This is a genomic window from Paenibacillus sp. FSL H3-0286, from assembly GCF_045040705.1.
GTDB classification, from domain to species: Bacteria; Bacillota; Bacilli; order Paenibacillales; family Paenibacillaceae; genus Paenibacillus_AQ; species Paenibacillus_AQ odorifer.
The window spans coordinates 1-13,724 of sequence record NZ_CP150285.1; the positions used below are offsets into that span (position 1 = coordinate 1).

General features: G+C 44.5%; 9 protein-coding genes and 1 rRNA gene. 9 read left to right on the forward strand and 1 reads right to left on the reverse strand.

The genetic code is table 11. The features are described from left to right. From dnaA to gyrB, 6 genes are all read left to right on the forward strand, one after another. A complete protein-coding gene (dnaA, locus tag MHB37_RS00005; RefSeq protein WP_036677741.1) occupies positions 1–1,347 on the forward strand; it encodes a chromosomal replication initiator protein DnaA in 1,347 nt (448 codons plus the stop codon). A 197-nt stretch (positions 1,348–1,544) separates the two neighbouring features. Then, entirely contained in the window at positions 1,545–2,687 is a 1,143-nt protein-coding gene (gene dnaN / locus MHB37_RS00010; protein WP_036677739.1) for a DNA polymerase III subunit beta, read from the forward strand. A 48-nt stretch (positions 2,688–2,735) separates the two neighbouring features. Next, positions 2,736–2,963, forward strand: a complete 228-nt coding sequence (yaaA, locus tag MHB37_RS00015) for a S4 domain-containing protein YaaA (protein ID WP_036677736.1) — start codon at positions 2,736–2,738, stop codon at positions 2,961–2,963. A gap of 23 nt (positions 2,964–2,986) precedes the next feature. Then, positions 2,987–4,105: a DNA replication/repair protein RecF gene (gene recF, locus MHB37_RS00020; protein WP_036677733.1), complete on the forward strand. Its 1,119-nt coding sequence runs from the start codon at positions 2,987–2,989 to the stop codon at positions 4,103–4,105. A 17-nt stretch (positions 4,106–4,122) separates the two neighbouring features. After that, positions 4,123–4,371, forward strand: coding sequence for an extracellular matrix regulator RemB (gene remB, locus MHB37_RS00025; RefSeq protein WP_036677731.1), 249 nt, complete (start codon positions 4,123–4,125; stop codon positions 4,369–4,371). 47 nt (positions 4,372–4,418) lie between these two features. Then, complete coding sequence (gene gyrB, locus MHB37_RS00030; RefSeq protein WP_036677726.1) at positions 4,419–6,329, forward strand: DNA topoisomerase (ATP-hydrolyzing) subunit B; 1,911 nt, start codon at positions 4,419–4,421, stop codon at positions 6,327–6,329. Between the two features lie 80 nt (positions 6,330–6,409). Here gyrB and MHB37_RS00035 read toward each other — a convergent pair whose 3' ends face one another. Then, positions 6,410–7,285 (reverse strand): YheC/YheD family protein, encoded by an 876-nt coding sequence (locus MHB37_RS00035; RefSeq protein WP_076307608.1) that lies wholly within the window; start codon positions 7,283–7,285, stop codon positions 6,410–6,412. 356 nt (positions 7,286–7,641) lie between these two features. On the opposite strand from MHB37_RS00035, the gene gyrA reads away from it, so the two are divergent. From gyrA to MHB37_RS00050, 3 genes are all read left to right on the forward strand, one after another. Beyond that, positions 7,642–10,206: a DNA gyrase subunit A gene (gene gyrA / locus MHB37_RS00040; RefSeq protein ID WP_036677722.1), complete on the forward strand. Its 2,565-nt coding sequence runs from the start codon at positions 7,642–7,644 to the stop codon at positions 10,204–10,206. Between the two features lie 256 nt (positions 10,207–10,462). After that, positions 10,463–11,560: an HD-GYP domain-containing protein gene (locus MHB37_RS00045; RefSeq protein ID WP_076124333.1), complete on the forward strand. Its 1,098-nt coding sequence runs from the start codon at positions 10,463–10,465 to the stop codon at positions 11,558–11,560. Between the two features lie 378 nt (positions 11,561–11,938). Then, positions 11,939–13,496: ribosomal RNA gene (locus tag MHB37_RS00050) — 16S ribosomal RNA — on the forward strand. The last annotated feature ends 228 nt before the right edge of the window (positions 13,497–13,724 follow it).

Below are 13,724 nucleotides of genomic sequence, written 5' to 3' on the forward strand. Positions count from 1 at the left end.
GTGGACAGCCATACTTCCGAATTATGGCAGCAAATTTTATCGATTATTCAAACCAAATTAAGCAAGCCGAGCTTTGATACCTGGTTTAAGGCTACTAAAGCGATAACCTTCAACTCCCAGGTTCTCATTATCTCGGCACCTACAACGTTTGCAGTAGAATGGCTGGAAAGTCGTTACACCAAACTGGTAGGAGCAACCGTCTACGAAGTCACAGGGAAACAAGTGGATGTAAAATTCGTGATTGAAGAAAGCAAGCCGCCTGAGCTTGTGGTTCAACAATCCGCTCCGACTCCCGTAGTATCAAGAGAAGAAGCACAAACGCATCTGCTCAATCCAAAGTACACTTTTGACACCTTTGTAATCGGCTCTGGGAACCGCTTTGCGCATGCAGCCTCACTGGCAGTAGCCGAAGCACCAGCCAAAGCATACAATCCCTTGTTTTTATACGGTGGTGTAGGTCTGGGCAAAACCCATTTGATGCACGCAATTGGGCACTATGTCCTGGAACATAACCCAAATAACAAGGTAATTTACATCTCGTCTGAGAAATTCACGAATGAATTTATCAATTCGATCCGTGATAACCGCGGTGAAAGCTTCCGTAACAAGTATCGTAATGTTGACATTTTGCTTATCGACGACATTCAATTCCTCGCTGGAAAAGAGTCTACACAGGAGGAGTTTTTCCATACTTTCAATGCGCTCCACGAAGAACGCAAGCAAATTATCATCTCCAGCGACCGACCACCAAAGGAAATTCCCACACTGGAAGAACGGCTGCGTTCCCGGTTCGAATGGGGCTTGATTACGGATATTCAACCACCAGATCTGGAGACCCGGATTGCGATTTTACGCAAAAAGGCTAAGGCAGAGAACCTTGATATCCCTAATGAGGCCATGATGTATATTGCCAACCAGATTGACACCAATATTCGTGAGCTTGAGGGTGCATTAATCCGGGTAGTTGCTTATTCTTCGCTTACCAACCAGGATGTAACCACTCATTTGGCAGCTGAAGCGCTCAAGGATATTATTCCTTCCAGTCGTCCCAAGATGATCACCATCGCTGATATTCAGCAAAAAGTCGGAGAATACTACAATTTGCGCCTTGAAGACTTCAAAGCACGCAAAAGAACCAAAGCCGTAGCGTTTCCACGTCAAATCGCAATGTATCTATCCCGTGAACTAACGGATTATTCGCTGCCTAAGATTGGTGAGGCTTTCGGAGGACGTGACCATACGACCGTAATTCATGCGCACGATAAAATTACACAGGCATTAAAGGTCGATCAGGAGTTGTACAAAGTGGTAAATAATCTTGCGGAGAAAATTAAAAATCCTTCCTAAGAGGAACAAAGAGCCTATACACAATCTATACACATGTGGGTAGGCTTAATTTTATGCTGTTTGGTGGGGTTATCCACATATTCGTCGCCCCTACTACTAATACTATTAAATAACTATAATAATTCATCATGTAAAGACGCGTAATTAACAGACTCAAATCCATCGAAATTCCCAATTTTTCAGCTAGGAGTGAAATCATGAAAATAAGCATTCTTAAAAATGAGCTCAACGAATCCATTCAACACGTATCCAAAGCTATATCCAGCAGAACAACAATCCCTATTTTGACCGGTATTAAACTGGAAGTTAGCCATCAAGGCGTCACATTAACTGCAAGTGATACCGATATTTCTATTCAATCGTTTATTCCAGCAGAGAATGACAGCCACACCATCGTGAAGATAGATCAGCCAGGAAGTGTTGTCCTTCCCGCTAAATTTTTCGTCGAGATTATTAAGAAGCTGCCCTCCAAAGAAATCCACATGGAAGTAAAAGAAGGATTCCAAACGTACATTTCTTCCGGATCCACTGAGATTCAGATGGTAGGTTTAGACCCTGAAGAATTCCCAGTGTTACCGAGCATTGAAGAGAATGACACGATCTCTCTACCAGGTGATTTGCTGAAAAATATGATTAAACAAACAGCCTTTTCTATTTCTACCCAAGAGACAACTCCGATATTAACGGGTATACTATGGAATCTGAGCGACAATGAGTTTAAGTTTACAGCGACTGACCGTCACCGCTTGGCAACAAGAGCTGCTAAACTTGAAGGCACGGAAAATGTCAATTTCGGAAATATTGTTATTGCCGGTAAAACCCTTAATGAGCTCAGCAAAATTATCCCTGACCAAAATATGCTGGTTGATATTGTCGTTGCGGATAATCAAGTTCTCTTCAAAATCGACAAAGTACTGTTTTATTCACGGATCCTAGATGGGATTTATCCTGATACTTCTAGAATTATTCCAACAACCTACAAAACAGAACTAACTTTAGATACAAAAAAATTAAGCGAATCGATTGATCGTGCTTATTTGCTGTCCCGGGAAGAAAAAACAAATATTGTTCGTATGCAGACGCTTGATCAAGGCGGTATTGAAATTTCTTCAAGCTCATCAGAGCTGGGTAAGGTTCGCGAGGAACTTGAAGTCATTGATTTCAAAGGTGAACCTCTCAAAATATCTTTCAACTCGAAATATATGCTTGATGTATTAAAGGTCATAGAGAGCGAGCAGCTCGTCATTGCATTTACAGGGATGATGAGTCCGATCATTTTGAAACCACTTGACCAAACCAATAGCTTGTATATCATTTTGCCTTACCGTACAACAAATTAATGCCAACATTCATGAACATGTGGATAAGTGGCTGAAAGGATAAAAACCATGAAAAAAATACTTATCCACAGTGGATACATTAAGCTGGACCAATTTCTGAAACTCGCAGATTGTGTATCCACAGGTGGAATGGCCAAAGCTTTATTGCAGGAAGGTCACGTATTGGTCAACGGAGAGGTAGAGGAACGGCGCGGCAGAAAACTTTATCCGGGTGACAAAATCGAAGTGCAGGATAACGGTACCTTTGAGGTTGAAGGCGGAGGAGTAAAAGAGTAGTACGCTAGGGGAGGAACCATTTCGTGTTTGTTAAAAATATCGGTCTGCAGCATTATCGGAATTACGGGCTGCTGCGTCTGGAGAGCCTGGGCGATGTGAATCTGATTCTGGGTCAGAACGCCCAAGGCAAAACAAACCTCATGGAGGCATTGTTCGTCCTGGCGATGACCAAAAGCCACCGCACCTCTAAGGACCGCGAACTTATCTCCTTCGATGCCCCCGGAGATGCAGCTCAGATCGTTGCCGAGGTGGAACGCAAGTATGGCGATCTCAAGCTGGAGCTCACCCTATCTGCCAAAGGTAAAAAAGCCAAGATCAATGGTTTGGAGCAGCGGCGCCTTAGTGAGTTTGTTGGATCTCTGAATGTGGTCATGTTTGCACCGGAAGATTTAGAGATTGTAAAAGGGACCCCTGGTATCAGACGGCGTTTTCTTGATATGGAGATCGGCCAAGTCCAGCCTAGTTATCTATTTCACCTACAGCAGTATCAAAAAATTCTCTTGCAAAGAGGTAATCTCTTAAAGCAATTATGGGGAAAAGAGGCTGCAGGGAAAGAGCTTCTGGAAATCTGGGATGCTCAACTTGTAGAGCATGGTGTTAAAATCGTCAAAAAAAGGAAACAATTCATAAAGAAGCTGCAAATATGGGCTGAAAGCATTCACCGGGGGATTACGAACGGCGGAGAAGAACTGAAATTGCTCTATGTCCCCTCTTTCGGCGATCGGGATGAGGAAGATGAAGCTGTCTTATTAGACAATTTTATGTTAAAGTTATCACAAACGAGAGAACAAGAAATCAGGCGCGGCATGACGCTGACGGGTCCCCATCGGGATGACCTGTCCTTTTTTATCAACGGAAGGGAAGCTCAGGTCTACGGTTCTCAAGGACAGCAGCGTACCACGGCTTTATCGCTTAAGCTGGCGGAAATCGAGCTGATCCATGAGGAAATCGGAGAATATCCTGTGCTGCTTCTTGATGATGTTTTATCCGAGCTTGATCCTTACCGCCAGACCCAGCTTATTGAAACCTTTCAAAGCAAGGTACAGACATTCATTACCGCTACAGGAATTGAGGGTCTGAATGCCGATAAATTAAAGGGCGCCAGCCTATTTCATGTTCATGATGGAAAAGTTGAGTTATAAAAGAGCGGAGGACGATCATGTATATTCATTTGGGCGGGGAGAAGATCATTAGGTCTTCGGAGTTAATTGCTATATTTGATATTTCGATTGAGAAATCTTCCAAGGTATCTAAGCAATTCGTTATTCACTCTGAGCAGGATAAGAAGCTTGAGCGGATTGGCGAAGAGGAAGCAAAATCTATTGTCGTAACTAAAAATATCGTGTATTACTCCCCCATTTCCTCCTCCACTCTTAAAAAAAGAGCCAAAATTTTGCTCGAAATATAACTTGCATTGGGTAACAAAGAGATAATCAGAAAGAAGTAGGTGAAGGCATGTCAATGAATCAACCGACATATGATGAGAGCCAGATTCAGGTACTGGAAGGGCTGGAAGCGGTTCGGAAACGTCCGGGCATGTATATTGGTTCGACTAGTTCTAAAGGTCTCCATCACTTGGTATGGGAGGTCGTCGATAATAGTATCGATGAGGCACTCGCAGGTTATTGTGACCGGATTCAAGTGATTATACATGAGGATAACGCGATCACTGTTATCGATAATGGACGTGGCATACCTGTAGGTGAGAATGTAAAGCTTAAGAAGTCGACGCTTGAAGTCGTAATGACCGTGCTGCATGCAGGCGGTAAATTCGGCGGTGGCGGATATAAAGTTTCCGGTGGTTTGCATGGTGTGGGTATCTCTGTAGTGAATGCCTTGTCTGAAAAGGTCCTTGTTAAGGTCAAACGTGACGGTCATATCTACCAACAGGAATATAGACGTGGTGCACCGCAGTATGATATCAAAATCGTTGGCGATTCAGATGAGACAGGAACGACTACAACCTTTCATCCGGATCCTGAAATATTTACGGAAACCACAGTTTTTGAATATTCGACACTGCTTACTCGTATTCGGGAGCTGGCTTTTCTTAACAAAGGAATCGAGCTTTCACTTCATGATGAGCGGACGGATGTCACCAACGTGTTCAAATACGAGGGTGGTATCGTTGAATATGTGAAATATTTGAATGAGAAAAAAGAAGCACTACATGAGGATCCGATCTACGTGGAAGGCTCACGCGATATGATCCAAGTTGAAGTGGCTCTCCAATATAACGATTCGTATACTGAGAACATCTACTCTTTTGCGAATAATATTAATACGCATGAGGGCGGAACGCATGAATCCGGCTTTAAAAGTGCGCTGACCCGTATCATCAACGATTATGCTCGTAAAGCGGGAGTACTGAAGGATAGCAATTCGAATCTGACTGGTGATGACGTGCGTGAAGGATTGACAGCCATTATTTCTGTCAAAATTCCAGATCCACAATTCGAAGGTCAAACGAAAACTAAGCTCGGAAATAGTGAAGTGCGGGGTATCGTAGAATCACTGTTCGGAGAGAAATTACAAGAGTTCCTGGAAGAAAACCCAGCAGTATCACGTCGCGTTCTTGAGAAGTCACTTTCCGCGTCGCGCGCACGAGAAGCTGCCCGTAAGGCACGTGAGTTAACCCGTCGGAAGAGTGCGCTTGAAGTCAGTGCTCTGCCTGGTAAACTCGCCGACTGTTCATCCAAGGATGCCTCGATCAGCGAACTATACATCGTCGAAGGTGACTCAGCGGGTGGATCGGCTAAGCAAGGACGGGATCGCCATTTCCAAGCGATTCTACCGTTGCGTGGTAAGATCCTAAACGTTGAAAAAGCTCGCCTTGACCGTATTTTATCTAACGCGGAGATCCGCGCCATCATTACGGCTTTGGGCACAGGGATCAGCGATGACTTTGACTTATCGAAGGCTCGCTACCATAAAGTCGTTATTATGACCGATGCCGACGTCGATGGAGCCCATATTAGAACGCTATTATTAACGTTCTTCTATCGTTACATGCGGAAGCTAGTAGACGCGGGTTATATCTATATTGCACAGCCTCCTCTCTTTAAGATTGAGCGCAATAAGGTTATCCGCTACGCAGGCAGCGAGAAGGAACGCGATGATATTATCGCTTCTTTTGGAGAAAATGCTAAGGTTAACGTCCAACGTTACAAAGGTTTGGGAGAGATGAATGCAACCCAACTTTGGGACACAACGATGGACCCTGAGACCCGTATGATGCTCCAGGTTACGATTGAAGATGCGATGCTGGCAGATAGTATTTTTGATACACTTATGGGTGACAATGTTGAACCAAGACGTGACTTTATCCATGAGCATGCCAAGAACGTTAGATACCTTGATGTGTAAAAACAATATTTAATACAACCTCCGGCTTCTATTCCTAACGGAATGAGAACGCTGGAGGTTCTTTGATTTCAAGCTTCTTTTTAGGCTCTTGTAGATTGTTTATTGCGTGTCGAATAAGGGGATTTTCTTGCTTTTACACGTCCATAGGCTACGGCATAGCGATGTATTTTACGATAGATTGATTTATCAGGAAATAATTTGAATACAGCAATGGACGGAAGAGTGTTGACTTCCAGCAGCCACATATCCAGATGTTGATCCATGGCAATATCCAGACCAATCTCTTTGATTCCTGGATAGGCAGATTGAAGCTGTGTCGCGATTTGTATACCCAAAGCTTTTAAGTGATTGACCGTAACTAGGACTTCAGAGGGCGGCATATAATTTTTTAGCAGAGTACTTACGGAAAGGATACTGCCTCCACTGTGATAATTGGTGACGATTTTTTGAGGGGCAGCTACTCTTCCAAGCATTCCTGTTGTTTCCCATACTCCTGATGGAGTCTTTTGGGTAAGAACCCGAAGATCAAAAGGGCGGTCTTGATGACGCAGAAGGTCAATCCCTTTTTGAATCAAATAGGTTCGATTCTGAATTCGTTTCTGTAAGTTCTCATACAGCTCTTCTGGTGAGAAAAACACTTCCGCAGTCTTCCCATATCTTAAAATATACAAGATCTGTTCTTCAGGCTCTTCTTTATTAACGTTATCGAGGTCGGTACCGTGTTCAGCTTTCTGTTTGCTAGTGCTAAGAGTTACAGTACGCTGCTCAGCTCTCATTACACCGATACCATAACTTCCTCGATCTGGCTTAATATAGACCATTGTATATAACGCAAGCATCTCCTTAAGAGCATTGACATCGAATTTACGGGTATCAGGCACATATTGCAATAGAGAGTGATTTTGAAGGATGACTTTCGTTTTAGCCCATTTGCTTGGGACGCGTTGAATCTTCATTATCTTCCTCCTTATGAGTTTTGTGCAGGAATAGGTCCTTTGGGTTCCTTGTTGTAAAAAATGCAGTGGCAGCATAATCTTTGACAGCTGAAAATCAGGACAAGCTACCTAAACAATGGTATAATATAAGGATATGGGGTTATGCCTTATCGAACGATATTAGGATAATAAAACCGTGTTTCTTGTCTTTACAGTCTATGTAGTAAAGATATTTGCGGAAAGGGCAAATACCCTGATAAGCGCAAAAAGAAATCAATATTAGAAGATAAAAGGCTATCATGTTTAATTGTGCTACTTTTGTGAAAGTAATATAATTAAGGGTAGCGGTTTTTTAACTGAAGGAGGTCCAGCAACTCATGGCTGAACAAAATAACCCACAAGTCAAAGATCGGGACATTGGCGTGGAAATGCGTGAATCCTTTATGGATTACGCAATGAGCATCATTGTTAGCCGGGCTTTGCCAGATGTGCGGGACGGACTCAAGCCGGTTCACCGACGCATTTTGTTTGCGATGTCGGAGCTTGGAATGTCTGCGGATAAGCCTCATAAGAAATCTGCAAGAATCGTCGGTGAGGTTATCGGTAAGTACCACCCTCACGGTGACTCAGCTGTCTATGAAACAATGGTACGGATGGCTCAGGATTTCTCGATGCGCTATATGCTTGTAGACGGTCACGGGAACTTTGGTTCGATTGATGGTGATATGGCCGCGGCGATGCGGTACACAGAAGCCCGTCTCTCCAAGATTGCAGGCGAAATGCTTCGTGATTTGAACAAAGAGACAGTTGACTTCGCACCCAACTATGATGGTGAAGAGAATGAGCCGGTTGTATTGCCAGCCCGTTATCCGAATCTGCTCGTAAATGGGGTATCTGGTATTGCTGTAGGTATGGCTACTAATATTCCACCGCATAACCTTGGTGAAGTTATCGATGGTGTGCAGGCGATGATTAAGAATCCTGATATCACGCCAATGGAATTGATGGAGTTTATCCAAGGTCCGGATTTCCCTACGGCTGGATATATTTTGGGTCGTGAGGGCATTCGTCAGGCTTATCGTACGGGGCGTGGTTCAGTAACCATGCGTGCGAAGGCAACGATCGAAGAGAACAACGGCAAGGCTCGCATCATTGTGCATGAGCTTCCATACCAGGTTAACAAAGCAAGATTGGTTGAAAAAATCGCAGAATTAGTACGTGAGAAACGGATCGAAGGTATAACGGATCTTCGAGATGAGTCTGACCGTAACGGTATGCGTGTAGTTGTTGAGATGAGACGCGATGTTAATCCAAATGTAGTATTAAACAATCTATATAAACATACTTCTATGCAATCCACATTTGGGATCAACATGCTTGCCATCGTAAATAACGAGCCGAAAATTCTTAATCTGCGTGATGTACTTTATCATTATTTGCAGCACCAGATTGAAGTTATTCGTCGTCGTACTATATTTGATCTTAAAAAAGCTGAAGCACGCGCTCATATCTTAGAAGGTCTGCGCATTGCGCTTGATCATCTGGATGAAGTGATTGCGTTAATCCGTGCTTCACGGACAACTGATATAGCCCGCGAAGGATTAATGAGCACCTTTAGCCTCAGTTTAGAGCAGGCTCAGGCTATCCTCGATATGCGGATGCAACGTCTGACCGGTCTGGAACGGGAAAAGATCGAGAATGAATATAACGAATTGATCGTTAAAATTGCAGAGTACCGTGAAATTCTGGCTAACGAGCATCTTGTACTGGAAATCATCAGCAACGAGTTGCAGGATATCCGCGATAGATATTCTGATGAACGCCGGACAGAGATTACGGTTGGTGAAGAAAGTATCCTGGATGAAGACCTTATTCCACGTGAAGAGGTTGTTATCACTATTACACATACAGGATATATCAAACGTCTACCTGTCAGCACCTACCGCAGTCAGAAGCGCGGAGGTCGCGGAGTCATGGGGATGGACACCAAGGACCAGGATTTCGTGGAGCATCTCTTCGTGAGTAACTCTCATAACTATCTGATGTTCTTTACCGATAAGGGTAAAGTTTACCGGATTAAAGCTTATGAGATCCCAGAATTGGGCCGTACAGCCCGGGGGACGCCAATCATCAACCTGATTCAAATCGAACAAGGTGAGAAGATTAGTGCGGTAATCCAAGTGGAAGATGGCGATAGCGACAAATATTTATTCTTTGCTACCCGCGAGGGTATCGTGAAGAAGACGCCTCTTGGGGATTATAACAACATCCGTAAAGGCGGTCTTATTGCTATTAATCTTCGTGAAGAAGATTCCCTAATCGAGGTTAAGCTGACTGATGGACAGCAAAATCTCATTATCGGTACAGCTCGCGGAATGTCGATCACGTTCTCAGAGAATGATGTGCGTTCTATGGGACGTAGCGCGACTGGCGTTAAGGGCATTACGCTTGACGGTAATGACCATGTCATTGGTATGGACTGTGTCGATAAGGAGCTTGAGGTTCTGATTGTTACTACCAAGGGCTATGGTAAACGCACACCAGCCGGTGATTATCGTTCCCAGACTCGTGGCGGTAAAGGGATCAAGACCATTAATCTCACCGATAAGAATGGTCCTGTAGTGGGTCTTAAGGTCGTTAAGAAGGATGAAGACTTAATGATTATTACGACTAGCGGTACCCTGATTCGTACCAGCATGGATGGAATTTCTACTATGGGCCGTTATGCTCAAGGGGTTAAGCTGATTAACATCCGTGAGGATGACGCAGTAGCTACCCTGTGTAGAGCTGACAAGAACGAAGAGGATGAATCTGAGGAAGTGGAAGGTCTGGAAGGCTTGGAAGGGCAAGAAGGCCTGGATGGGCAAGATACAGTCGAGGAATCTGGCGATATTGATCAGCCTGAGATCCTGACTGAGGACGAAGACACTGACTTAGAATAGGTTGAATTCAAAAAAGAGCAAGGGCTTCTATTACAGAAGTTCTTGCTCTTTTTGTTGCTTTTTGAATGACCGATGCTTCAAAAAATAAAATAAATATTTTGAAAGAATAGTTTTCACTGCACTAGTGTCTTCCATTTATCCGTACTATAATTAGCCAATAGAATCCTATAAAGTACTAATTTCTCAGAAATTATCTGTCTTATCAATGTGAGGTAATGCTGGGTGTACGGCTTATAGAAATTAAGGGGCTGAGTATATGCCAAATATATTGGTTGGAGAAGTTAAAGCAGGCTCAAAGATAATAAAGGATGTAATTACACCTTTAGGGGGGACTTTATTCACTAAGGGAAAAATATTGCTCCCTCGTGATCTAGATATTTTACAGGCTTTTTTGATTGGGCAAGTGGAAATCGAAGGTGACCAAGGTGAGGCCAGTTCGGATGGAGCCAAGACAACAGCTAAGCAAGCTTCCCCTAAAGCTGGAGCCATTATCAACGAATCGATGTTGGCCAAGACTAATTCTCCTCTACATGATGAATACGATAAAATGCTCACTCTTATTAAGAACAGCTATCGATCGGTAACGGCAGCTTCACTTCCTATTTTTGAGCTTCGCAGTCAGTTAGAGACACTAATAGGTTATTTGAAGGATTATCATGTCTTGAAGTTTACACCGCGCACTTTAAAGTATGAGGATTACAACTATCACAATGCTGTGTTGTCCGCGTTGACATCCTATAAAATTGCTCAGTGGTGTGGGTACCCACAAAAGGATTGGATGCAGATTGCTTTTGCAGGATTATTACATGATATCGGCAATGCAAAAGTAGACAGCTCACTTTTACAGAAACCGGAGTCACTTAACAATAGTGAAATAGAAGAGGTTCGCCGACACACTACATATGGTTATCAATTATTACGCAATGTTACAGCGATTAATGAAGGGGTAAGACTTGCCGCCTTGCAGCATCATGAGAAGATTGATGGCTCTGGTTACCCATTGAAGCTGGACGGCAGTCAGATTCATTTCTACGCTAAAGTAGTCGCAGTAGCAGATATATTCCATGCTATGACCTTAGAAAGAGCCTACAGAAGAGCACAGTCTCCTTATTTGGTACTAGAGCAGATTCTGACAGAAAGCTTCGGTAAGCTTGACCCAGTGATTGTGCAGACGTTTATACAGAAGAGTACTGATCTCTTTAATGGCACTAGAATCAAATTAAGTGATGGCCGTCATGGGGAGATTATCTTCACAGATCGCGCAAACCCTACACGTCCGATGGTTAAAATAGAGGAAACAATAGTTAACTTGATGTTGGAACGTGAATTGTATATTCAAGAGATCATTGCTTAGGGCGTAGGTACAAGGGAATAAGGCTGTGCTAGCCATTATATATCGCAGTATTGAGGCTTATGGCAGCACAGTCTCTCATTTATCTATTATATTTCAAAAAAAGACTTGCAATGCATCTCCATACATGATATATTCTAAGTCCGGCCAAGAAATACACATGCCGAGCTCGAAAAAGAAGTTAAAAAAGAGCTTGACATTAAATAGCCGAACATGATATAGTATAAGAGTTGCTGCTGAGACATTAAACGGCGCCAACGAGAACTTGATCTTTGAAAACTGAACAACGAGTGAGTAGGAAATCACGCAAGTGAAATCCAAATTAGAGAATTAATTTTCTCGTCAGATGTTTCAAAATGAGCATATCGCTCTTTTCAATACTAATTGGAGAGTTTGATCCTGGCTCAGGACGAACGCTGGCGGCGTGCCTAATACATGCAAGTCGAGCGGAGTCACTTTGAAAGCTTGCTTTCAAAGTGACTTAGCGGCGGACGGGTGAGTAACACGTAGGCAACCTGCCCTTCAGACTGGGATAACTACCGGAAACGGTAGCTAATACCGGATAATTTCTTTTTTCTCCTGAGAGAAGAATGAAAGACGGAGCAATCTGTCACTGAGGGATGGGCCTGCGGCGCATTAGCTAGTTGGTGGGGTAACGGCCCACCAAGGCGACGATGCGTAGCCGACCTGAGAGGGTGAACGGCCACACTGGGACTGAGACACGGCCCAGACTCCTACGGGAGGCAGCAGTAGGGAATCTTCCGCAATGGGCGAAAGCCTGACGGAGCAACGCCGCGTGAGTGATGAAGGTTTTCGGATCGTAAAGCTCTGTTGCCAGGGAAGAACGTCCGGTAGAGTAACTGCTATCGGAGTGACGGTACCTGAGAAGAAAGCCCCGGCTAACTACGTGCCAGCAGCCGCGGTAATACGTAGGGGGCAAGCGTTGTCCGGAATTATTGGGCGTAAAGCGCGCGCAGGCGGCTATTTAAGTCTGGTGTTTAAACCTTGGGCTCAACCTGAGGTCGCACTGGAAACTGGGTGGCTTGAGTACAGAAGAGGAAAGTGGAATTCCACGTGTAGCGGTGAAATGCGTAGATATGTGGAGGAACACCAGTGGCGAAGGCGACTTTCTGGGCTGTAACTGACGCTGAGGCGCGAAAGCGTGGGGAGCAAACAGGATTAGATACCCTGGTAGTCCACGCCGTAAACGATGAGTGCTAGGTGTTAGGGGTTTCGATACCCTTGGTGCCGAAGTTAACACAGTAAGCACTCCGCCTGGGGAGTACGGTCGCAAGACTGAAACTCAAAGGAATTGACGGGGACCCGCACAAGCAGTGGAGTATGTGGTTTAATTCGAAGCAACGCGAAGAACCTTACCAGGTCTTGACATCCCTCTGAATCTGCTAGAGATAGCAGCGGCCTTCGGGACAGAGGAGACAGGTGGTGCATGGTTGTCGTCAGCTCGTGTCGTGAGATGTTGGGTTAAGTCCCGCAACGAGCGCAACCCTTAACTTTAGTTGCCAGCAGGTAATGCTGGGCACTCTAGAGTGACTGCCGGTGACAAACCGGAGGAAGGTGGGGATGACGTCAAATCATCATGCCCCTTATGACCTGGGCTACACACGTACTACAATGGCCGGTACAACGGGAAGCGAAGCCGCGAGGTGGAGCCAATCCCATCAAAGCCGGTCTCAGTTCGGATTGCAGGCTGCAACTCGCCTGCATGAAGTCGGAATTGCTAGTAATCGCGGATCAGCATGCCGCGGTGAATACGTTCCCGGGTCTTGTACACACCGCCCGTCACACCACGAGAGTTTACAACACCCGAAGTCGGTGGGGTAACCCGCAAGGGAGCCAGCCGCCGAAGGTGGGGTAGATGATTGGGGTGAAGTCGTAACAAGGTAGCCGTATCGGAAGGTGCGGCTGGATCACCTCCTTTCTATGGAGAATCGTTCTCTGCAATGAGAACATTCAAATCGGAAGCTAAGCTTCCAAAACTCAGGTTTAGGCCTGTTACTCACTCGTTGCTCAGTTTTGAGAGTTTAAGCTCTCAAGTAAGACTTGATCCTTGAAAACTGGATACCGAAACGAATTTGCGTTTTAGAACATCTTTTAGCAACTTGTGTAAACAAGTAAATGTTATTAGTGAGATTTTTCTTCGGAAGAA

Coding starts and splice junctions, on each gene's coding strand:
- dnaN (WP_036677739.1), top strand. CDS start 1,545: ATGAAAATAAGCATTCTTAAAAATGAGCTCAACGAATCCATTCAACAC.
- yaaA (WP_036677736.1), top strand. CDS start 2,736: ATGAAAAAAATACTTATCCACAGTGGATACATTAAGCTGGACCAATTT.
- remB (WP_036677731.1), top strand. CDS start 4,123: ATGTATATTCATTTGGGCGGGGAGAAGATCATTAGGTCTTCGGAGTTA.
- gyrB (WP_036677726.1), top strand. CDS start 4,419: ATGTCAATGAATCAACCGACATATGATGAGAGCCAGATTCAGGTACTG.
- MHB37_RS00035 (WP_076307608.1), bottom strand. CDS start 7,285: ATGAAGATTCAACGCGTCCCAAGCAAATGGGCTAAAACGAAAGTCATC.
- gyrA (WP_036677722.1), top strand. CDS start 7,642: ATGGCTGAACAAAATAACCCACAAGTCAAAGATCGGGACATTGGCGTG.
- MHB37_RS00045 (WP_076124333.1), top strand. CDS start 10,463: ATGCCAAATATATTGGTTGGAGAAGTTAAAGCAGGCTCAAAGATAATA.